This window comes from Mycolicibacterium arseniciresistens, assembly GCF_030519285.1.
GTDB classification, from domain to species: Bacteria; Actinomycetota; Actinomycetes; order Mycobacteriales; family Mycobacteriaceae; genus Mycobacterium; species Mycobacterium arseniciresistens.
Genome location: NZ_JAUMSQ010000130.1, coordinates 1 through 19606, shown reverse-complemented (window position 1 = coordinate 19606; position 19606 = coordinate 1). Strand labels below are relative to the sequence as shown.

Below are 19606 nucleotides of genomic sequence, written 5' to 3'. Positions count from 1 at the left end.
GGGGCCGATCCGCGGGCGCGAGCCGGGGCCGCGGTGCGATCGACCGCGAGCAGAGCGCCGCCATCCGGGACTGGGCGCGCCGCAACGGCCACAACGTGTCGACGCGCGGCCGGATCCCGGCCGACGTCATCGACGCGTTCCATGCGGCAACCTGATTGGGTGTTGCCAGATCCGCACGTCGCGGGCTTTTCGCGGCGCGTCCGGGCCGGGTCGCTGACGTTTCGCTGACGGCGAAGCGCTCCGGCGGTGCCTGCGGAAACGATTGAGCCGACCGCTGCGTTGATGCAGGCAAGCACCGGGAACAGGGCAGACGCGGCGGGCGGCAACGACTCGTGACGGCTGCGGGCCGGATGGGGAAGGAACCGCCAACCACGGCACCCGGGGCGGCCGCCCGATACAGTGGACGGCAGGTGCAATGCGGCTCGAAGCACACTTTCGGGACGCGGGGCGCCACCTATGCGATGGAGAGCAGGTAACCACCGATGTTCGAGAGATTCACCGACCGTGCCCGCAGGGTCGTCGTCCTGGCTCAGGAAGAAGCCCGGATGCTCAACCACAACTACATCGGCACCGAGCACATCCTCCTTGGACTCATCCATGAAGGCGAAGGCGTAGCGGCCAAGTCGCTGGAGTCGCTGGGCATCTCGCTCGAAGGTGTCCGCAGCCAGGTCGAGGAGATCATCGGCCAGGGCCAGCAGGCGCCGTCGGGCCACATCCCCTTCACCCCGCGCGCCAAGAAGGTGCTCGAGCTGTCGCTGCGTGAGGCGCTGCAGCTCGGCCACAACTACATCGGCACCGAGCACATCCTGCTCGGCCTCATCCGCGAGGGCGAGGGTGTCGCCGCTCAGGTGCTGGTGAAGCTCGGCGCCGAACTGACGCGCGTCCGCCAGCAGGTCATCCAGCTGCTGTCCGGCTACCAGGGCAAGGAGGCCGCCGAGGCGGGCACCGGAGGCCGTGGTGGCGAGTCGGGCAATCCGTCCACTTCACTGGTCCTCGACCAGTTCGGCCGCAACCTGACCGCGGCCGCGATGGAGGGCAAGCTCGACCCGGTGATCGGCCGCGAGAAGGAAATCGAGCGGGTCATGCAGGTGCTGAGCCGCCGCACCAAGAACAACCCGGTGCTGATCGGCGAGCCCGGCGTCGGCAAGACCGCCGTGGTCGAGGGTCTCGCCCAGGCGATCGTGCACGGCGACGTGCCGGAGACGCTGAAGGACAAGCAGCTCTACACTCTCGACCTCGGGTCGCTGGTGGCGGGCAGCCGGTACCGCGGTGACTTCGAGGAGCGTCTGAAGAAGGTGCTCAAGGAGATCAACACCCGCGGCGACATCATCCTGTTCATCGACGAGCTGCACACGCTCGTGGGTGCAGGTGCCGCCGAGGGCGCCATCGACGCGGCGTCGATCCTCAAGCCGAAGCTGGCCCGTGGTGAGCTGCAGACCATCGGCGCCACCACGCTCGACGAGTACCGCAAGTACATCGAGAAGGACGCCGCTCTGGAGCGGCGCTTCCAGCCGGTGCAGGTCGGCGAGCCGACGGTCGAGCACACGGTGCTGATCCTCAAGGGGCTGCGCGACCGCTACGAGGCCCACCACCGGGTCTCCATCACCGACGGCGCGATCGTGGCCGCGGCGACGCTCGCCGACCGCTACATCAACGACCGCTTCCTGCCGGACAAGGCGATCGACCTGATCGACGAGGCCGGCGCCCGGATGCGCATCCGCCGGATGACCGCTCCGCCGGACCTGCGCGAGTTCGACGAGAAGATCGCCGACGCGCGCCGGGAGAAGGAGTCCGCGATCGACGCGCAGGACTTCGAGAAGGCGGCGAGCCTGCGTGACAGGGAGAAGACCCTGGTCGCCCAGCGTGCCGAGCGGGAGAAGCAGTGGCGCTCCGGCGACCTCGACGTGGTCGCCGAGGTCGACGACGAGCAGATCGCCGAGGTGCTCGGAAACTGGACCGGCATCCCGGTGTTCAAGCTCACCGAGGAGGAGACCACCCGTCTGCTCCGCATGGAGGACGAGTTGCACAAGCGGATCATCGGGCAAGAAGATGCCGTCCGTGCAGTTTCGAAGGCGATCCGCCGCACCCGTGCCGGGCTGAAGGATCCCAAGCGCCCGTCGGGCTCGTTCATCTTCGCCGGCCCGTCTGGTGTCGGTAAGACCGAGCTGTCCAAGGCGTTGGCGAACTTCTTGTTCGGCGACGACGACGCGCTCATCCAGATCGACATGGGCGAGTTCCACGACCGGTTCACCGCCTCGCGGCTGTTCGGCGCGCCTCCGGGCTACGTCGGTTACGAGGAGGGCGGCCAGCTCACCGAGAAGGTGCGTCGCAAGCCGTTCAGCGTGGTGTTGTTCGACGAGATCGAGAAGGCCCACCAGGAGATCTACAACAGCCTCCTGCAGGTCCTCGAGGACGGCCGTCTCACCGACGGTCAGGGCCGCACCGTGGACTTCAAGAACACCGTGCTGATCTTCACCTCGAACCTCGGCACGTCCGACATCAGCAAGGCGGTGGGCCTCGGCTTCACCCAGGGTGGCGGCGAGAACAACTACGAGCGGATGAAGCAGAAGGTCAACGACGAGCTGAAGAAGCACTTCCGCCCGGAGTTCCTCAACCGCATCGACGACATCATCGTCTTCCACCAGCTCACAACCGATCAGATCGTGATGATGGTCGACCTGATGATCGGCCGGGTCTCCAAGCAGTTGAAGGCCAAGGACATGACGATGGAGCTGACCGACAAGGCCAAGTCGCTGCTCGCCAAGCGTGGGTTCGACCCGGTGCTCGGGGCGCGGCCGCTGCGTCGGACCATCCAGCGTGAGATCGAGGACCAGCTCTCCGAGAAGATCCTGTTCGAGGAGATCGGCCCCGGTCAGCTCGTCACCGTCGACGTCGAGAACTGGGACGGCGAAGGTGCGGGCGAGGACGCGAAGTTCACCTTCAGCGGTGGGCCGAAGCGGCCGGAGGCCGTCGAGCCGGATCTGGCCAGCGCCGGCGCGGCAGGCGCTCCCAGCGCCGTCGTCGAATAGCAGCGCACGACCGCACGACGAGGCGGGCGGCTTTCCCTCACGGGAAAGCCGCCCGTTTTTCCTGGCGCGTCGCCAAGGAGTGCGCCCAATGCTTACGATGCTCAGGTAATCGGCGGGCGAAGGAATCTGGTGAGAGTCCAGAACGGTCGCGCCACTGTGACAGTCAGACCCGACGTCCGCCACCCTGCCAACGGGACGCGACATCCCGAAAGGACCGGCAATGACATCTCCCCAGGCTCGCGAGAGCGCAGCACCCGCACTCGACCTCTCCGCCACCCGCGCCGCGGTGTGGCTCTCGGCCACCGCCTTCCTCGCCCTCCTGGTGCTGTACTTCATCGGCCTGGACCAGGGTGCGACGTCGGTGTTCGGCAACAACACCGCCATCCACGAGTTCCTCCACGACGCACGCCATCTCCTCGGGTTCCCCTGCCACTGACCAGCCGTAGGGAGAACAAGCAATCATGGAGAAGCAGATCATCGGTCGCGGCCTGCTGGCCGGGGCCGCAGCTGGCGTGCTCGCGTTCGTCTTCGCCCGTATCTTCGTCGAACCCGTCATCGAACGGGCCATCGGCTATGAGGAGGGTGTCGGCGCCGCGCACGAGGCGCTGGAGGCCGCCGCAAACGCGGGCCACAGCCACGGCGAGGATGGCGGCGGGTTCAGCCGCGCCGTGCAGATGAACATCGGCATGGGATTGGGCGTACTGCTGTTCAGCCTGGCCATCGGCGCCATCTTCGCGGTGGTGTTCGCGGTGGCCTACGGCCGGGTCGGCAACATCTCGGCCCGCCGGCTGTCGGTGTATGTGGCCGGTGGAATGCTGCTGAGCCTCTACGTTGTTCCGTTCCTGAAGTACCCGGCGAACCCGCCCGCCCTCAGCCTGGACGGGACGCTCCGGCAACGCACGCTGCTGTACCTGCTGATGCTGGTTCTCTCGGCGGCGATCCTGGTCGGCGCGGTCTACCTCGGCAGGCGGCTCACCGACCGGCTGGACACCTGGAACGCCACCCTGGCGGCCGCGGGCGCCTATCTGGTGGCGGTCACGGTGCTGATGCTGGCGCTGCCCGCCATCCACGAGACGCCGGGTCCGCTGAGAGACGACGCGGGCGCCATCGTCTACGAGGGCTTCCCGGCAGACGACCTGTACGAGTTCCGATTGTTCTCCCTCGGCACGCAGGTGGTCATGTACGTGACGATCGCGCTGGTCTTCGCGGCACTGGTGTCGCGACTGCTGGACGGCAAGCGCCACGAGGCGCTGAGCCGACAGTGAGTGAGGTCGTCCGGCTGACCTTCGTCTCGCACGCGATGACCGATGCGATGGCAGCCGGACGATTCCCCACCGACGAACCCCTGAACTCGACGGGCCACCGGCAGGTCGACGCGTGTGTCGAGCTCGGCCGCACCGACTCTGCCTACTGCGGGCCGGAGAAGCGTGCCCGGCAGACCGCCGAACTGCTGGGACTGCCTGCTCGCATCGAACCTCAGCTGGCCGACCTGGACTGCGGCCGGTGGCGCGGTGACGTGCTGGGCGGGGTGCGGCCGGCCGAGCTCGCGATCTGGCTGACCGATCCGGCGCGCGCGCCGCACGGCGGCGAGTCGGTGGTGGACCTGATCGGCCGGGTGGGCACCTGGATGGAGTCACTGACCAGCCGGCGTGGCCGGCTGGTCGCCGTGACCCACCCGTCGGTGATCCGCGCCGCGATCCTGATCGCCCTCGACGCGCCGCCGAAGTCCTTCTGGCGCATCGACATCGCGCCGGTGAGCCGCACGGTGATGCACTTCCGGGGTCACGCCTGGACGCTGCGGTCCGCCGTCTAACGCCCGACCGGCACCAGCGCGAAGGTCTGGTGCACGATCGACAGCAGCCACGCCGCGGCGGTGGTGCTGCGGTACCTGGGCCAGTTGAGCTGGAAGCTCACCACCCACGGCTGGCCGGTGTTGTCGACGGCGTACCAGGAGAACGTCAGGTCGCCGGGCAGGTTGCCGCCCTTGGCGCCGATGTAGGTCCACTTCTTGCGGTCGAGGTCGACGCCGGGGATGGCCGACAGGATGTCGCGCACGGGAGCGGCGGGGCCGACCGCGGCCGCCTGCAGCGCCAGGTGCACGCGGCAGATGTCGGCGGCGCTGCCGTACCACTCGGCGCCGTAGGTCGACGCCGGGGTGTGGGTACGGGCGGGGTCCGGCTCGTAGGGCCGGTTCTTGGTCTGCTGAAGCAGCTGTGCGCGACGCGGGGGGTCGGCCTGCTTCCATTCCTCGCGCAGGTCCGGCTCGCCCCAGCCGACCGAGAACAGCTCGTGCATCGTCGGGAACGGCGTCATGCTGGCCGGATCGTGGTGCCCGGCCGTCTTGAGCGCGCGCTCGACGGCGCCCGGCCCCAGCCGGTCGATCAGCAGGTCGGTGGCCATGTTGTCGCTGGCCGAGATCATCTGCTGTGCGGCGTCGCGCACCGACACCTGTGCGCCGGGCGGTAACTCGTCGAGCCCCGCCGAGCCGACCGCCTTGGCCTGCTCGGTGATGGTCAGCCGGTCGTCCCAGGAGACCCGGCCCGCGGTGACGGCCTCGGCGACCGCGAGCAGAACGTAGAGCTTGAAGATCGACGCCAGCGGCAGCGACAGGTCGAGATTGGTGCCCGCGACGGTGTCACACCTGGCGCCGGTCCCGGGGGCGCCGGGCACCACCCGGGACACCTGGTAGGAGTACCGGGCGCCCGACGCGGTCAGCTCCCGGTCGATGTCTGCCCAGTTGCGGATGACCGTGGGTTGCAGTGAGACGTCGAACTGGTCGACCAGGCCGTCGTCGTCGGTGCGCAGCACGATGTCCTGGGCGACCCCGTATGACGTCTTGACGTGCAGGGTCGCGGTGCCCGCGCCGATGTCGACGCCGGTGACGGTGATCGGCCGGTCCCACCACAGATTGCCCATGGCGTCGATGATGTGGTCTACCTGATCGGGTGCGGCCATCGTGCGCACGTTGACGTCGCCGATGGGCCAGTCGGAGTTGACCATGTCCATGGTCTGCCGCGCGCGCAGGCCCTGCGGCGTGGTGGTCCCGATGTGAGCGCCGTAGGCGGCGTCCGCGGGTGCGGTGCCCGCATTGCCGCACCCGGAGGCGATGGTGACGACGAGGGCGGCAGCGGTGAGCAGGCCGGTGGCCCGGCGTCCCGCCCGCCTCGCGTCAGCTCTTGTCGTTGCTGCCGGCAACGTCCAACACGACCTCGAACTCCAGCAACGATGCCCCGGTCGCGACGGGGTTGTTCTGCTGGCCCTTGTGCGCCTCGATCGCCGGGCCGGTGGCCCAGGCCTGGAACGCCTCTTCGGTCTCCCACTGCGTCACCACGAAGTAGCGGTCCTCGCCCTTGACCGGCCGCAGCAACTGGAAGCCGAGGAAGCCGGGCTGGTTGTCCACCGCGTGCGCGCGGTGGGCGAACCGCTTCTCCAACTCGGGGCCGGCGTTCGGCGGCACCTCGATTGCGTTGATCTTCACCACGGACATGCGGTCAGGTTACCGCTTCGCCCACTGGGCAAGATGGCGGCATGCGCTCCGAACTGCTCACCCCGCGCGGCGGCCCGCCCGATGGCCGGGGCACTCCGCTCGTGCTGGTCCATGGTCTGATGGGTCGCGGCAGCACGTGGTCGCGGCAATCGCCGTGGCTGGCGCGCTTCGGCGCGGTGTACAGCTACGACGCGCCGTGGCACCGGGGCCGCGATGTCGTCGACCCCCACCCGATCGGCACCGAGCGGTTCGTCGCCGACCTCGGCGACGCCGTCGAGGAACTCGGCCGGCCGGTGGTGCTGGTGGGCCACTCCATGGGTGCGCTGCACTCCTGGTGTCTTGCGGCGGCGCGACCCGATCTGGTGAGTGCGCTCGTGGTCGAGGACATGGCGCCGGACTTCCGCGGCCGCACCACCGGCCCGTGGGAGCCCTGGGTGCACGCGCTGCCCGTCGAGTTCGGCACCGCGCAGCAGGTCTACGACCAGTTCGGACCCGTTGCCGGCCAGTACTTCCTCGAGGCGTTCGACCGGGTGGCCACCGGCTGGCGGCTGCACGGGTATCCGCGGCACTGGATCGAGATCGCCGCCGAGTGGGGTGTGCGCGACTACTGGGAGCAGTGGTCGGCGGTGCGGGCGCCGGCGTTGCTGATCGAGGCGGGCAACGGTGTCACGCCCACCGGGCAGATGCGCCGGATGGCCGAGACCGGCCATCGGACGACGTATCTGCTCGCGCCCGAGGCCGGTCATCTGGTGCACGACGACGCGCCGCGGCTCTACCGGAAGTCGGTCGAGACGTTCCTAGCGACGCTCGCCGACAGCGCCTGAGGCCGGCCATACGGGGTGCTGCTCGAAGCGGGTCCGGATGGCGTCGACGTCGTGGCTGACGCGGTGGAAGTCGCGGTCGTCCTCGAAGAGCCGGCCCATCATCGGGGCCGACACCCGGAACTGGTCGAGGTGCAGTCGCAGCACGCCGGACCGGTGTGCCGCCCAGCCGAGCGTCGCGGCCAGTGCGAACGGTGCTGACATGATGAGGATGGCGAGTGCGATGTTCATGGCAGTAATTCTTCGCAACGCCACATACCGCCAACAGTGGCGGAACTGACACGGTGCGATAAGATGCTGCCATGGCGATCAAGAGCGTGTCGGCGATGGTGCTGGATGGTCTGGCGGTCTTCGAATTCGGTGTCATCTGCGAGGTGTTCGGCATCGACCGGTCCGCTGACGGCGTTCCCAACTTCGATTTCAAGGTGTGCGGCCAGGTCGCGGGTGTGCCCGTTCGGACGTCGGTCGGCGCGTCGGTCACCCCCGACCACGACTTCAGTCATCTCATCGGCGCCGACCTGGTGGCGGTGCCTGCCATCTCGGCCGGTCCGAACGGCTACCCGCCGGACGCCCTCGAGGCGCTGCGGACGGCCAGTGCGGCCGGCTCGATCATCCTCACCGTGTGCTCCGGCGCGTTCGTCGTGGGCGCCGCGGGTCTGCTCGACGGCCGCCCTTGCACCACGCACTGGATGCACGCCGACGAACTGGCCCGGATGTACCCGACCGCGCTGGTCGACCGCAACGTGCTGTACGTCGACGATGGTGACCTGATCACCAGCGCGGGCACCGCGGCGGGCATCGACGCCTGCCTGCACCTGGTGCGGCGGGAACTGGGCAGCGAGGTCACCAACAAGATCGCCCGGCGGATGGTGGTGCCGCCGCAGCGCGACGGCGGCCAGCGCCAGTACATCGACCAGCCGATCCCGGTGCGCTGCTCGGAGAGGTTCGCCCCGCACCTGGACTGGATCCTGGCGCACCTCGAGAAGCCGCACACCGTGGCCACGCTGGCCCGGCGCGCCAACATGTCGGCGCGAACCTTCGCCCGCCGGTTCGTCGAGGAGACCGGCACCACCCCGATGCAGTGGGTCACCGACCAGCGCGTGCTCTACGCCCGCCGGATGCTCGAGGAGAGCGACCTCGACATCGACCACATCGCCGAGCGGTCGGGCTTCGGCACCGCGACCCTGCTGCGGCACCACTTCCGCCGGTTGATCGGGGTGACGCCGTCGGATTACCGCCGTCGCTTCTGCTGCACCGGCAACGACAACGGCAGCGTCAGCACACTGGACGACGAATTCGCCGCGGTGATAGCCGAATCCGAGCAGACGGCGTAGAGCTCAGCCGCCCTCGCCGGCCAGTGCGAACCGGCCGTCGGCGGTCTGCTCCACCAGCCCGTCGACCAGAAGCGAGTCCAGTGCCCGGTCGCGCTGGGCGGTGTCGGTCAGCCAGGCCAGGTCCAGCTGCGCACGGCTCACCGGAGAGTCGTTGCCGCGCAACACGTCCAGCAGCCTGCCGCGGCACTGGCGGTCGGTGCCCGCGTATTTCTGCGGCCGCCGCGCCGGCGCGACGGCAGCGGGATAGCCCAGTGACTTCCACGCGCACGCACTGAGCGGGCACAGCCCGCAGCGCGGGCCGCGGGCCGTGCACACCGTGGCGCCGAGTTCCATCAGCGCCACCGAGAACACCGGCGCCCGTGCGCCGTCGGGCAGCAGCGCCTCGACGTCGGCGAGGTCACGGGTACTGGCCGGGGCGTCGGCCCGGCCGTGCACCGCCCTGGCCACCACCCGCCGGACGTTGGTGTCCACCACCGGAACACGCTGCCGGTAGGCGAAGCAGGCGACGGCGCGGGCGGTGTAGGCGCCGATGCCCGGCAGCGTCAAGAGCGTCTCGACGTCGGCGGGCACCTCGTCGCCGTGGTCGGCGGCGATCACCGTCGCGCACTCGTGCAACCGCTTGGCCCGCCGCGGGTAACCCAGCTTCCCCCACGCCCGCAGCACCTCGCCGGCGCCCGCCGCGGCGGTGGCCGACGGGGTGGGCCAGCGCGCGATCCAGTCGAGCCAGATCGGTTCCACCCGTGCCACCGGTGTCTGCTGCAACATGAATTCGCTGACCAGGATCTGCCATGCGCTCACGCCGGGTCTGCGCCACGGCAGGTCGCGCTGCGCGTGGGCGTACCACGTCAACAGCTCGGCCGGTGCGATCACCGGGAACCGCTCGGGCAGAATGTCGGCCATGCCCAATTCGAGTCCGAAGTCGGCGTGGAAGGCACTCTCCGAGGGTAACGAGCGCTTCGTTGCCGGCCGTCCACAACACCCCAGCCAGAGCATCGAGCACCGGGCCAGCCTGGCCGCGGGTCAGAAGCCCACCGCCGTGGTGTTCGGCTGCGCCGACAGCAGGGTGGCCGCGGAGATCATCTTCGACCAGGGGCTCGGCGACATGTTCGTGGTGCGCACCGCGGGCCACGTCGCCGACTCGGCGGTGCTGGGCTCCATCGAGTACGCGGTGACCGTCCTCGACGTGCCGCTGGTGGTCGTCCTCGGCCACGACAGCTGCGGCGCGGTGAAGGCCACCCTGTCCGCGCTCGAGGATGGCGAGGTGCCCGGCGGCTACGTCCGCGACATCGTCGAGCGGGTGACGCCGTCGATCCTGCTGGGCCGCAACCAGGGTCTGACCCGCGTCGACGAGTTCGAGGCCAAGCACGTCATCGAGACGGTGCAGCAGCTGCGGGTGCGGTCGGCGCCGATCGCCCAGCGCATCCTCGACGGCACGCTCGCGATCGCCGGGGTGACCTACCACCTGGCCGACGGGCGGGTGGTGCTGCGCGACCACGTGGGCGACATCGGCGAAGGCTGAGCGCGACACGCCGAGTCACCTCGGACGACTATGCGTGACCTGGCCTTACCGTGAACTTGTGCTGGATGTGGAACCGCAGGGCCCGCTGCCCCCTGAGATCTACCGGCGGCGTAGGGCGCTCGCGCTCGGTGTCGGCGTACTCGTCATCGGCATCATCGCCGCCCTCGTCATCATCATCGTGACCAGCGGTTCCGGTGGCGAGACCGCAGATCAGCAGACGCCGACCACCGCCGCCGCGCCCACCCCGCTGCCGGGGGAGAACCCCGAGATCAAGACGCCCGTCGTGCCTCCTGCGCAGGCCGCCCCGCCCCCGACGCCGACACCGACCGCCGCGGTGACGCCGCCGCCGGTGCTCAAGGAGGGCGACGACTGCCCCGACTCCACGCTCGCGGTCAAGGGCATCACCAGCCAGCCCGAGTACGTCGTCGGCGACCAGCCGAAGTTCACGATGGTCGTCACCAACATCGGCCTGGTCGCCTGTCAGCGCGACGTCGGCGCCGCGGTGCTGGCCGCCTACGTGTACGCACTGGACAACACCCGGCTGTGGTCGAACCTCGACTGCGCGCCGTCCAACGAGACACTGGTCAAGACGTTCGCCCCGGGTGAACAGGTGACCACCGAGGTCACCTGGACCGGAATGGGATCCGCGCCGGACTGCCCGCTGCCCCGTCAGCCGATCGGCCCCGGCACCTACAACCTGATCGTCCAGTTGGGCAATCTGCGGTCCGCCACGGTGCCGTTCATCCTGGCCGCTCAGCCGGGCGCCCCTGCGCCCGTGGGTGCGCCGCCGGGGCCGGTGCCGCCCGTCGGCTGACGCCGGGTCAGGCCAGCCGGTCGGCGATCGTCGACTCGGCCAGCAGCGACAGACCCTCCCGGATGTGGCGCGCCCACATCGAGCCGATGCCCTCCACCGACTGCAGGTCGTCGGCGCTGGCGGCGAGCAGGCCCTGCAGCGACCCGAACGACCGGACCAGCAGGTCGACGTGGGCGAACTGCAGCCGCGGGATGCCCGCCATCGCCCGGTAGCCGCGCGAGCTCATCGCCGAGTCCTGCGCCTCCGGGGTGGACGGGTAGCCGAAAACCCTTGCCAGCGTGGTGAAGTCGAGCAGCTCCGCGTCGGACAGCCCGTCCAGCTCCTCCAGCGTGGCGCCGACCTGCGCCGGGGACGGCGGATCGGGGTTGGCGTGATAGTCGCGCACGATCAGCTCGCGCGCGGTGTCGTTGTCGCCGACCAGTTCCTCGAGCTGGAGCTTGAGCTGACGGCCGTCGGTGCCCAGTTCCACCACGTCGGCGTCGATCTCGAGGCTGATCCGGCGCACCATCTCCAGCCGCTGCACCACGGTCATCACGTCGCGCAGCGTCACGAAGTCCTCGATCTCGGCGGTGGACAGCTGCCTGCTCACCTCGTCGAGCCGGGTCTTGTAGCGCTCCAGGGTGTCGATCGTCTGATTGGCCCGCGACAGGATGGTCGGGGTGTCGGGGACCACGTGCCGCTCGCCGGCGACGTAGACGGTGACGATGCTCATCGAGTGGCTCACCGAGATCACCGGATACCCGGTCTGGATCGCGGTGCGCTCGGCCGAGCGGTGCCGGGTGCCGGACTCGTCGGTGGGGATCGACGGATCGGGCACAAGCTGCACATTCGCGCGCAGGATGCGGCTGCCGTCGGTGGACAGCACCACCGCGCCGTCCATCTTGGACAGCTCACGCAGCCGGGTGGGCGCGTAGCGGATGTCGAGTTCGAACCCGCCGTCGCAGATGACCTCGACGCTGTCGTCGTAGCCGAGGACGATCAACGCGCCGGTGCGGCCGCGCAGGATGCGCTCCAGGCCGTCGCGCAGCGGGGTCCCGGGTGCGAGCCTGCCCAGCGTCTCCCGCAGCGTCGGACGCGTCAGTGGCACCACGTTGCGCCCGGTGCGGCCGGTCCGGCCGGTCGACTTCACTGCCATGGCTACTCCTCGGATCGGGCGCTATTGTCCGCGATCCGGCGCAGCACCCGCAATGCCGCGCCGATGTTGTCGGCGTGCAGCACGCGCATCCCCTTCGGGACGGACTTCAATCCGGCGGGCACCACGGCCGAGGTGAAGCCCAGCCGGGCCGCCTCGGCGAGCCGGCGATCCATCCCGGTGACCCGGCGCAGATCACCGGCCAGCCCCACCTCGCCGATCACCACCGAGTCGGCGGGCATGGCCAGGTCCTTGCGCGCCGAGGCCATCGCGAGCGCGATGGCGAGGTCCGCCGACGGGTCGGTGAGCCGCATGCCGCCGACGGTGGACAGGTAGATGTCCTGGCTACCGATGCCGAGGCGGAGGTGTTTGTCGAGTACGGCGGCGATCATCGCGGCGCGGGCCGAGTCGATGCCGCTGACCGCGCGCCGCGGCATCGCCGCGGTGGGCGCACCGACCAGCGCCTGCACCTCACCGATCAGCGGCCGTTTGCCGTCGAGGGTGACGGTGACGGCGGTGCCGGGCACCGGCGTGGTGCGCTGGTCGCGGAAGAGTCCGGACGGGTCGGCGACCCCCTCGATCCCGGTGTCGTGCAACTGAAAACAGCCCACCTCGTCGGCGGCGCCGAACCGGTTCTTGACGCCGCGCACCATCCGCAGCGTCGACGCCCGGTCCCCTTCGAAGTGCAGCACCACGTCGACCAGGTGCTCCAGCGACCGCGGCCCCGCGATGGCGCCGTCCTTGGTCACATGCCCGACCAGCAGCACCCCGACGCCGCTGGTCTTGGCGTAGGAGGTGAGTGCGGTGGTGACCGCCCGCACCTGCGTCACCCCGCCGGGTACGCCGTCGGTCTCGGCGCTGGTCATGGTCTGCACCGAGTCGACGATGACCAGCGTGGGCTGCACCGCGTCGATGTGGCCGAGCGCGGTCGACAGGTCGGATTCGGCGGCCAGGTACAGCTCGTCGTGGGTGCAGCCGGTGCGTTCGGCGCGCAGCCGGACCTGGCCGGCCGACTCCTCACCGGACAGGTACAGCGCGCGCCGGCCCGCCGCGGCCCACCGGTGGGCGACCTCGAGCAACAGCGTCGACTTGCCGACGCCCGGCTCGCCGGCCAGCAGTGTCACCGAGCCGGGGACCAGCCCACCGCCCAGCACCCGGTCGAGCTCGGCGACGCCGGTGTCGACATGGCGCGTGGTGCCCGCGGAGATGGTGCTGATGGGCACCGCAGGGGAGCCGGGCATGCGCAGCGCCGTGCCTGCCCCGCCGAGCTGTCCGGTCCGGACGGGCGCGAGGAGCGCTACCTCTTCGACGGTGCCCCAGGTGCCGCACTCAGCGCAGCGGCCGACCCACTTGGCGGTGATGTGCCGGCACTCCGAGCAGCGGTACTGCGCGCGCGCTCTTGCCACAGGTCGACGGTATCCCGCGCGACCGACAGAACGTCAGTGTCCGGCGCCGTGTCCCTCGTCGCCTTCGTTGTCGAGCTGGCCGGGATCGTCGCGGCGCTGTTGTTCGCCGGCGGAGATCGGCACCGCGACGGTGGTCTTGCCGCCGCGCTCGAAGGTGAATTCGAAGTCGTAGGTCAGGCCGTTGGAGATCGGCTTGGTCAGCGTCACCTCGGCGGTGACGGTGTCGGCGGCCTCGACGGCCTCCAGCGGCGCGATCTGCCCGTCGGGCTCGCCGACGATCAGGGCGCCACCCGCGGGCACCTGGGCGTCCCCGGCCAGGGTGACGGTCGCGACGTCGGACCGGATGGACACCAGCTTGTCGTTGACGTCGGGGGAGTTGTTGGCGGCCACGAAGAGCAGTTCGGCGTCGCTGCCCGGGCGCACGTAGTCGGATTTCTGCGGGGCCCGCAGGTGCACGTTGCGCAGTGAGATCTCACCGGCGTTGGCGCTGACGCCGTTGATCGCGGGTTCCTGGGTGGCCGTCTGGGCGATCTGCCCGGCGCTGCATCCGCTGAGTGTCATGGTCGCGGCCAGCCCGGCGACGGCAAGGCCGGTGGTGACCGCCGAAGCGCGCAGTCCGAAGCGGTTCACTCGAGCCTCCTGGGTGCGGGTCCGACGACGACGGACCGACGACAAGTCGTTCGACTATGCAGAGTAGTAGGTGCGGTGAGCGGGCGGTACCGCAGGGCGCAGGGTGTTTGCGCGCAAGGCCGGCGCGGGTCATCCAGGCAAGGGTTGCCTTGCACGGATTCCTGGCTCTGTCAACCCCTGGTCTTCCCGGTCAACGCCCCTGACCTGCATCGTTGATCCCCGCCTGTCCGGGCGTCGTGTTAACATGGACACGTGAAAGGGGCTCGAAACTGATGATTTTCAAGGTCGGAGACACCGTTGTTTACCCACATCACGGTGCTGCGTTGATCGATGCGATCGAAACCCGGACGATCAAGGGCGAGCAGAAGGAGTACCTCGTCCTGAAGGTCGCCCAGGGTGATCTGACCGTTAGAGTGCCCGCTGACAACGCCGAATATGTCGGCGTTCGCGATGTGGTCGGACAGGAGGGCCTGGACAAGGTCTTCCAGGTGCTGCGCGCCCCGCACACCGAGGAGCCGACCAACTGGTCGCGCCGCTACAAGGCCAACCTCGAGAAGCTGGCGTCGGGCGACGTCAACAAGGTCGCCGAGGTGGTTCGCGACCTGTGGCGCCGGGATCAGGAGCGCGGCCTGTCGGCCGGCGAGAAGCGGATGCTGGCCAAGGCACGGCAGATCCTCGTCGGCGAACTCGCACTGGCCGAGAACACCGATGACGAGAAGGCCATGAACATCCTCGACGAGGCGCTTGCTGCCGCGTCCTGACGCGCAATGACCACGGTGGCCGTCGTGCCGGCCGCGGGATCCGGTCAACGGCTCGCGGCTGGTGCGCCCAAGGCGTTCGTCACTCTTTCCGGTCGGCCGATGCTCGAACATGCGCTGGTCGGTCTCCGGGAGTCCGGAGTGGTCGACAGTGTGGTGGTGGCGGTGCCGCCGAACCGCACCGACGAGGCCAAGCTGGTCTTCGGCGCCCATGCCGTGATCGTCGCCGGCGGGGCCGACCGCACCGAATCCGTGCGCTTGGCTCTCGACGTGGTGGGCGACGCGGAATTCGTGCTGGTGCATGACGCTGCCCGCGCGCTGACCCCGCCATCGCTGATCGTGCGCGTGGTGCGTGCACTGCAGGACGGCCACACCGCCGTCGTGCCTGCGCTCCCGCTGACCGACACCATCAAGGCCGTCGACGCGAACGGCGCGGTGCTCGGCACGCCGGAGCGGGCGGGACTGCGCGCCGTGCAGACCCCGCAGGGCTTCCACACCGACGTGCTGCGCCGCGCCTACCGGTCCGCTGTGGGTGGCGGGTTCACCGACGACGCGTCGATGGTCGAGCACATGGGCGGTCAGGTGCAGACCGTCGACGGGGACCCGCTGGCCTTCAAGATCACCACACCGAACGACCTGCTGCTGGCCGAGGCCCTGCTGGGCGCACGGGTGTGAGGGGCCGGCGATGAACCTGCCGCGGGTCGGCCTCGGTACCGATGTGCACCCCGTGCAGGCAGGCAGGCCGTGCTGGCTGCTCGGCCTGTTGTTTCCCGACGACGACGGCTGCGAGGGGCACTCCGACGGCGACGTCGCCGCGCACGCGCTGTGCGACGCGCTGCTCTCGGCGGCCGGGCTCGGCGACCTGGGGTCGGTGTTCGGCACCGGCCGCGAGGAGTGGCGGGGCGTCGGCGGGGCGGACATGCTGCGCCACGTGCACGGTCTGCTGCGGGCCGAGGGCTTCCGCGTGGGCAACGCCGCCGTGCAGGTCATCGGCAACAGACCCAAGATCGGGCCGCGGCGGGCGGAGGCGCAGCAGTTGCTGACCGAGCTGCTGGACGCGCCCGTGTCGGTGTCGGCGACCACCACCGACGGCCTCGGACTCACCGGGCGCGGCGAGGGACTGGCGGCGATCGCGACCGCTCTTGTCGTCGCCGATGCCGGAATGTCGTAAACCTGCCGGTAAGCTGGCGCGTCGTGACCGAAGCCCGCGCCGGAGGCGACCTCCGCCTCCACGACACCTGGACCGGTGGCGTGCGCGACTTCGTCCCGCTGCGCGACGGGCATGTGTCGATCTATCTGTGTGGCGCAACGGTTCAGGGCCTTCCGCACATCGGCCACGTCCGCAGCGGCGTCGCCTTCGACGTGCTGCGCCGCTGGCTCACCGCCAAGGGCTACGACGTCGCGTTCATCCGCAACGTCACCGACATCGACGACAAGATCCTCAACAAGGCGGCCGACGCCGGCCGGCCGTGGTGGGAGTGGGCGGCCACCTTCGAGCGGGCGTTCTCGGCCGCCTACGACGCCCTCGGCGTGTTGCCGCCGTCGGCCGAACCCCGCGCGACCGGGCACATCACCCAGATGGTCGAGTTGATCGAGCGGCTCATCGACCAGGGGCACGCCTACACCGGTGACGGCGACGTGTACTTCGACGTGGCCAGCTACCCGGACTACGGCAGGCTGTCGGGGCACCGCATCGACGACGTCCACCAGGGTGAGGGCGTCGCCACCGGCAAGCGTGACCAGCGTGACTTCACACTGTGGAAGGGCGCGAAACCCGGCGAGCCGTCGTGGCCGACGCCGTGGGGGCCCGGCCGCCCTGGCTGGCACACCGAGTGCGTGGCGATGTGTGAGTCCTATCTCGGCGCCGAGTTCGACATCCACGCGGGCGGAATGGATCTGGTGTTCCCCCACCACGAGAACGAGATCGCCCAGGCCAAGGCCGTCGGCGACGGCTTCGCCCGGTACTGGCTGCACAACGGCTGGGTCACCATGGGCGGCGAGAAGATGAGCAAGTCGCTGGGCAACGTGCTCTCCATTCCCGCTGTGCTGCAACGGGTCCGGCCCGCGGAACTGCGGTACTACCTGGGCAGCGCGCATTACCGGTCGATGCTGGAGTTCTCCGAGAACGCACTGCAGGACGCGGTGAAGGCCTACACCGGCATCGAGGACTTCCTGCACCGGGTGTGCAGCCGCGTCGGCACCGTGGTGCCCGGCGACTGGACGCCGAGATTCGCCGCCGCACTCGACGACGACCTGGCGGTGCCCGCCGCGCTGGCCGAGGTGCACGCCGCCCGCGCCGAGGGCAACCGGGCGCTCGAGTCCGGCGACCACGAGACGGCGATGGGCCACGCCCGCGCCATCCGGGCGATGATGGGCATCCTCGGGTGCGACCCGCTCGACGAGCGCTGGGAGTCCCGCGACGAGACGACGGCCGCGCTGGCCGCGGTCGACGTGCTGGTGCAGTGGGCGCTGGCCGGCCGCGCCGAGGCGCGCGCCAGCCGGGACTGGGCCACCGCCGACCAGATCCGCGACCGCCTCAAAGAGGCCGGCATCGAGGTCACCGACACCGCCGACGGTCCCCAGTGGACGCTGCTCGACGGCCACAGCAAGGACGACTGACCATGGCGGGTAATTCCAGGCGACGCGGAGCGGTACGTAAGGAAGGCACCAAGAAGGGGCCGACGGTCGGTTCGGGCGGGGTGCGCAGACGGGGCCTCGAGGGCCGCGGTGCGACGCCCCCGGCCAATCAGCGGCCCAGCCACCCGGCGGCGAAACGTGCGGCCAAGGCCGCGAGGTCACAGCAGGGCAGGCAGAAGAAGCCCGAGGACACCACGGAACTCGTGCTGGGCCGCAACCCGGTGGTGGAGTGCCTGCGGGCGGGGGTGCCCGCGACGGCGCTCTACGTGGCACTGGGCGCCGACAACGACGAACGCCTGACCGAGGCGGTGCAGATCGCCGCCGACGCCGGCATCTCCATCCTCGAGGTGCCGCGTTCCGACCTGGACCGGATGAGCGGGTTCACCCTGCACCAGGGGCTCGGCCTGCAGGTGCCGCCCTACGACTACGCCCATTCCGACGACCTGCTGAAGGCGGCCAAGGCCGCCGACGCGCCGCCGCTGCTGGTCGCGCTGGACAACATCTCCGACCCGCGGAACCTCGGCGCGATCGTGCGGTCGGTGTCGGCGTTCGGCGGCCACGGTGTGCTGATCCCGCAGCGCCGCTCGGCCTCGGTCACCGCCGTCGCGTGGCGCACCAGCGCGGGCGCAGCGGCCCGCCTGCGGGTGAGCCGGGCCACCAACCTGACCCGCACGCTGAAGTCGTGGTCCGACGCCGGTCTGCAGGTGGTCGGGCTGGACGCCGACGGCGACATCACGGTCGACGAGCTCGAGGGCACCGGGCCGATGGTGGTCGTGGTGGGTTCCGAGGGCAAGGGGCTCTCGCGGCTGGTCCGCGAGACCTGCGACGCCGTCGTGTCGATCCCGATGGCCGGGCCGACGGAGTCGCTGAACGCGTCGGTGGCCGCAGGCGTGGTGCTCGCCGAGATCGCCCGCCAGCGGCGCAGCTGAGCTATCCCCGTCGGGGCCGGGTCAGCACGAACCGGTCCACCACCTCGGTGTCGCCGTACGGCCCACGCACCGCGAGATAGGTGCCCGTCATCGTGGTCGGCCCGCCGGGCGGCCCGGGATCGACGTCGAACACCAGGAAACCGCAGGGGTTCTCGACGTCGCGCGCCGCCGACCACACCGCGGCCTCCTCGACGTAGCGGGGCACCCGCAGTCCCGACACCGGGTCCACCTCGCCGACGCCGACGAGAACTCGACACCGCGCGTCGGGGAAGAGCATTCGGTTCGACGGCACCGACGTGCCGCCCGCACCGGCCATCACGTGCACGGTGCCGCTGCTGGTGTCGACGGTCAGCGGGTCGGCGCCGACCGGGCGCGGGGTCAGCACGCCGGTGGGCAGGGTGCCGCGGCACGGATGGCTGCGTTCGTAGTGGTGCTCGTGGCCGCACAGCACCAGGTCGACGCCGTAGCGGTCGAACAGCGGCAACCAGTTCTCCCGGACGCCGAGGTCGGCGCCGTTGGTGCCGTCGCCGGTTGACACCGCCGTCTGGTGCATGCACACCACGATCCAGTCGATGTCGCCGTCCGCGGCGGTGCGCGCGAGCTCGGCTTCCAGCCAACGCTTCTGGGCACCGCGGGAGTAGCCGCGGATGTAGGAGTTGCCCGCATCCTGGTAGCAGACGTCGTCATTGTTGAGGCTGATCACCCGGACCGAACCGGCGGTGAACGCATACCAGAGCCCGTGCAGGCCGGGCGCGGCGCCGGAGTCGGGCAGCGCGAAGTAGGACTGGTAGGCCGCATAGCCGACCGGGCCGTTGCCGAGTTCGTTCTCGTGGTTGCCCGCGGCGGGCATCCACGGCCGGTGCCTGGCCGAGCGGGAATTGTTCTCCAGCCAGTCCGACCAGGCCCGGATCCGGTCGCCCGACAGATTGGCGTAGGCCAGATCGCCGTTGCACAGGTTGAACAGCGGCCGCGTCCGCTCGACGGCCGCGGTGATGTCGCCCGCGGCGGGTGAGCCGATGCTGTCGCTGACGAAGCGGCCCTTGCGCGCGGCGTTGAGCATCGGGGTGCCCTGGTCGCCGAAGCTGGTGAACCGCAGCGGGGCCCGGCCGC

21 protein-coding genes and 1 pseudogene are annotated in these 19606 nt (G+C 70.2%); 14 read left to right on the top strand and 8 right to left on the bottom strand.

What is annotated here, in order from left to right:
• The 5 genes and pseudogenes from lsr2 to Q2100_RS17165 all read left to right on the top strand — a co-directional run.
• Positions 1-155, top strand: a pseudogene (gene lsr2 / locus Q2100_RS17185) (histone-like nucleoid-structuring protein Lsr2); the annotation flags it as partial.
• A gap of 327 nt (positions 156-482) precedes the next feature.
• Complete coding sequence (gene clpC1 / locus Q2100_RS17180; RefSeq protein ID WP_302915049.1) at positions 483-3029, top strand: ATP-dependent protease ATP-binding subunit ClpC; 2547 nt, start codon at positions 483-485, stop codon at positions 3027-3029.
• A gap of 220 nt (positions 3030-3249) precedes the next feature.
• Positions 3250-3465, top strand: coding sequence for a CbtB domain-containing protein (locus tag Q2100_RS17175; protein ID WP_302915048.1), 216 nt, complete (start codon positions 3250-3252; stop codon positions 3463-3465).
• A 25-nt stretch (positions 3466-3490) separates the two neighbouring features.
• Positions 3491-4294, top strand: coding sequence for a CbtA family protein (locus Q2100_RS17170; RefSeq protein WP_302915047.1), 804 nt, complete (start codon positions 3491-3493; stop codon positions 4292-4294).
• Positions 4291-4842: a histidine phosphatase family protein gene (locus tag Q2100_RS17165; protein WP_302915046.1), complete on the top strand. Its 552-nt coding sequence runs from the start codon at positions 4291-4293 to the stop codon at positions 4840-4842. Before Q2100_RS17170 ends, Q2100_RS17165 begins: the two co-directional genes overlap by 4 nt.
• Here Q2100_RS17165 and Q2100_RS17160 read toward each other — a convergent pair.
• Both Q2100_RS17160 and mhuD read right to left on the bottom strand, forming a co-directional pair.
• Positions 4839-6224, bottom strand: coding sequence for a serine hydrolase (locus Q2100_RS17160; RefSeq protein WP_302915045.1), 1386 nt, complete (start codon positions 6222-6224; stop codon positions 4839-4841). The two genes, Q2100_RS17165 and Q2100_RS17160, sit on opposite strands and share 4 nt — an antisense overlap.
• Positions 6199-6516, bottom strand: coding sequence for a mycobilin-forming heme oxygenase MhuD (gene mhuD, locus Q2100_RS17155; protein WP_264014760.1), 318 nt, complete (start codon positions 6514-6516; stop codon positions 6199-6201). Before mhuD ends, Q2100_RS17160 begins: the two co-directional genes overlap by 26 nt.
• A gap of 41 nt (positions 6517-6557) precedes the next feature.
• Here mhuD and Q2100_RS17150 point away from each other — a divergent pair, with 41 nt between their 5' ends.
• The gene (locus tag Q2100_RS17150) at positions 6558-7340 is read left to right on the top strand and encodes an alpha/beta fold hydrolase (RefSeq protein WP_302915044.1); all 783 of its coding nucleotides are present in this window, start codon (positions 6558-6560) and stop codon (positions 7338-7340) included.
• Here the strand turns inward: Q2100_RS17150 and Q2100_RS17145 are convergent.
• Positions 7314-7568 carry a hypothetical protein gene (locus Q2100_RS17145; RefSeq protein ID WP_264014758.1) on the bottom strand — a complete coding sequence of 85 codons (255 nt, stop codon included), beginning with the start codon at positions 7566-7568 and terminating at the stop codon, positions 7314-7316. The two genes, Q2100_RS17150 and Q2100_RS17145, sit on opposite strands and share 27 nt — an antisense overlap.
• A gap of 71 nt (positions 7569-7639) precedes the next feature.
• Here Q2100_RS17145 and Q2100_RS17140 point away from each other — a divergent pair, with 71 nt between their 5' ends.
• Positions 7640-8671 carry a helix-turn-helix domain-containing protein gene (locus Q2100_RS17140; RefSeq protein ID WP_302915043.1) on the top strand — a complete coding sequence of 344 codons (1032 nt, stop codon included), beginning with the start codon at positions 7640-7642 and terminating at the stop codon, positions 8669-8671.
• A gap of 3 nt (positions 8672-8674) precedes the next feature.
• Here Q2100_RS17140 and Q2100_RS17135 read toward each other — a convergent pair whose 3' ends face one another.
• On the bottom strand, positions 8675-9571 hold the full coding sequence (locus tag Q2100_RS17135) for an HhH-GPD family protein (protein WP_302915042.1): 897 nt from the start codon (positions 9569-9571) through the stop codon (positions 8675-8677).
• On the opposite strand from Q2100_RS17135, the gene Q2100_RS17130 reads away from it, so the two are divergent.
• Together Q2100_RS17130 and Q2100_RS17125 are read left to right on the top strand one after the other, a co-directional pair.
• A complete protein-coding gene (locus Q2100_RS17130; protein ID WP_302915041.1) occupies positions 9570-10190 on the top strand; it encodes a carbonic anhydrase in 621 nt (206 codons plus the stop codon). The genes Q2100_RS17135 and Q2100_RS17130 overlap by 2 nt on opposite strands.
• A 58-nt stretch (positions 10191-10248) precedes the next feature.
• The gene (locus Q2100_RS17125) at positions 10249-11004 is read left to right on the top strand and encodes a hypothetical protein (RefSeq protein WP_269893003.1); all 756 of its coding nucleotides are present in this window, start codon (positions 10249-10251) and stop codon (positions 11002-11004) included.
• 7 nt (positions 11005-11011) lie between these two features.
• On the opposite strand, the gene disA is transcribed toward Q2100_RS17125, so the two are convergent.
• From disA to Q2100_RS17110, 3 genes are read right to left on the bottom strand one after another with little or no spacing between them, the layout of a single operon-like run.
• Positions 11012-12139 carry a DNA integrity scanning diadenylate cyclase DisA gene (disA, locus tag Q2100_RS17120; RefSeq protein ID WP_276009363.1) on the bottom strand — a complete coding sequence of 376 codons (1128 nt, stop codon included), beginning with the start codon at positions 12137-12139 and terminating at the stop codon, positions 11012-11014.
• Between the two features lie 2 nt (positions 12140-12141).
• Entirely contained in the window at positions 12142-13542 is a 1401-nt protein-coding gene (radA, locus tag Q2100_RS17115) for a DNA repair protein RadA (protein ID WP_302915040.1), read from the bottom strand.
• Between the two features lie 33 nt (positions 13543-13575).
• Positions 13576-14172, bottom strand: coding sequence for a copper chaperone PCu(A)C domain-containing protein (locus Q2100_RS17110; protein ID WP_264014752.1), 597 nt, complete (start codon positions 14170-14172; stop codon positions 13576-13578).
• Between the two features lie 272 nt (positions 14173-14444).
• Here Q2100_RS17110 and carD point away from each other — a divergent pair, with 272 nt between their 5' ends.
• The 5 genes from carD to rlmB are packed head-to-tail and all read left to right on the top strand — an operon-like array spanning position 14445 to position 18496.
• Positions 14445-14933 (top strand): RNA polymerase-binding transcription factor CarD, encoded by a 489-nt coding sequence (gene carD / locus Q2100_RS17105; RefSeq protein ID WP_264014751.1) that lies wholly within the window; start codon positions 14445-14447, stop codon positions 14931-14933.
• A gap of 6 nt (positions 14934-14939) precedes the next feature.
• Positions 14940-15605: a 2-C-methyl-D-erythritol 4-phosphate cytidylyltransferase gene (gene ispD, locus Q2100_RS17100; protein ID WP_302915039.1), complete on the top strand. Its 666-nt coding sequence runs from the start codon at positions 14940-14942 to the stop codon at positions 15603-15605.
• Positions 15606-15615: 10 nt separating this feature from the next.
• The gene (gene ispF, locus Q2100_RS17095; protein WP_264014749.1) at positions 15616-16101 is read left to right on the top strand and encodes a 2-C-methyl-D-erythritol 2,4-cyclodiphosphate synthase; all 486 of its coding nucleotides are present in this window, start codon (positions 15616-15618) and stop codon (positions 16099-16101) included.
• 23 nt (positions 16102-16124) lie between these two features.
• Positions 16125-17549: a cysteine--tRNA ligase gene (gene cysS, locus Q2100_RS17090; protein ID WP_264014748.1), complete on the top strand. Its 1425-nt coding sequence runs from the start codon at positions 16125-16127 to the stop codon at positions 17547-17549.
• Between the two features lie 2 nt (positions 17550-17551).
• Positions 17552-18496, top strand: coding sequence for a 23S rRNA (guanosine(2251)-2'-O)-methyltransferase RlmB (rlmB, locus tag Q2100_RS17085; RefSeq protein ID WP_302915038.1), 945 nt, complete (start codon positions 17552-17554; stop codon positions 18494-18496).
• Position 18497: 1 nt separating this feature from the next.
• Here the strand turns inward: rlmB and Q2100_RS17080 are convergent.
• Positions 18498-19606: metallophosphoesterase (locus tag Q2100_RS17080; protein ID WP_302915037.1), on the bottom strand; the 1109-nt coding region annotated here is incomplete at its 5' end.

Excerpts from the sequence above, each read along its gene's own strand:
- clpC1 (WP_302915049.1), top strand. The coding sequence starts at position 483 with ATGTTCGAGAGATTCACCGACCGTGCCCGCAGGGTCGTCGTCCTGGCT.
- Q2100_RS17175 (WP_302915048.1), top strand. The coding sequence starts at position 3,250 with ATGACATCTCCCCAGGCTCGCGAGAGCGCAGCACCCGCACTCGACCTC.
- Q2100_RS17170 (WP_302915047.1), top strand. The coding sequence starts at position 3,491 with ATGGAGAAGCAGATCATCGGTCGCGGCCTGCTGGCCGGGGCCGCAGCT.
- mhuD (WP_264014760.1), bottom strand. The coding sequence starts at position 6,516 with ATGTCCGTGGTGAAGATCAACGCAATCGAGGTGCCGCCGAACGCCGGC.
- Q2100_RS17150 (WP_302915044.1), top strand. The coding sequence starts at position 6,558 with ATGCGCTCCGAACTGCTCACCCCGCGCGGCGGCCCGCCCGATGGCCGG.
- Q2100_RS17145 (WP_264014758.1), bottom strand. The coding sequence starts at position 7,568 with ATGAACATCGCACTCGCCATCCTCATCATGTCAGCACCGTTCGCACTG.
- Q2100_RS17140 (WP_302915043.1), top strand. The coding sequence starts at position 7,640 with ATGGCGATCAAGAGCGTGTCGGCGATGGTGCTGGATGGTCTGGCGGTC.
- Q2100_RS17130 (WP_302915041.1), top strand. The coding sequence starts at position 9,570 with ATGCCCAATTCGAGTCCGAAGTCGGCGTGGAAGGCACTCTCCGAGGGT.
- Q2100_RS17135 (WP_302915042.1), bottom strand. The coding sequence starts at position 9,571 with ATGGCCGACATTCTGCCCGAGCGGTTCCCGGTGATCGCACCGGCCGAG.
- disA (WP_276009363.1), bottom strand. The coding sequence starts at position 12,139 with ATGGCAGTGAAGTCGACCGGCCGGACCGGCCGCACCGGGCGCAACGTG.
- carD (WP_264014751.1), top strand. The coding sequence starts at position 14,445 with ATGATTTTCAAGGTCGGAGACACCGTTGTTTACCCACATCACGGTGCT.
- ispD (WP_302915039.1), top strand. The coding sequence starts at position 14,940 with ATGACCACGGTGGCCGTCGTGCCGGCCGCGGGATCCGGTCAACGGCTC.
- ispF (WP_264014749.1), top strand. The coding sequence starts at position 15,616 with ATGAACCTGCCGCGGGTCGGCCTCGGTACCGATGTGCACCCCGTGCAG.
- rlmB (WP_302915038.1), top strand. The coding sequence starts at position 17,552 with ATGGCGGGTAATTCCAGGCGACGCGGAGCGGTACGTAAGGAAGGCACC.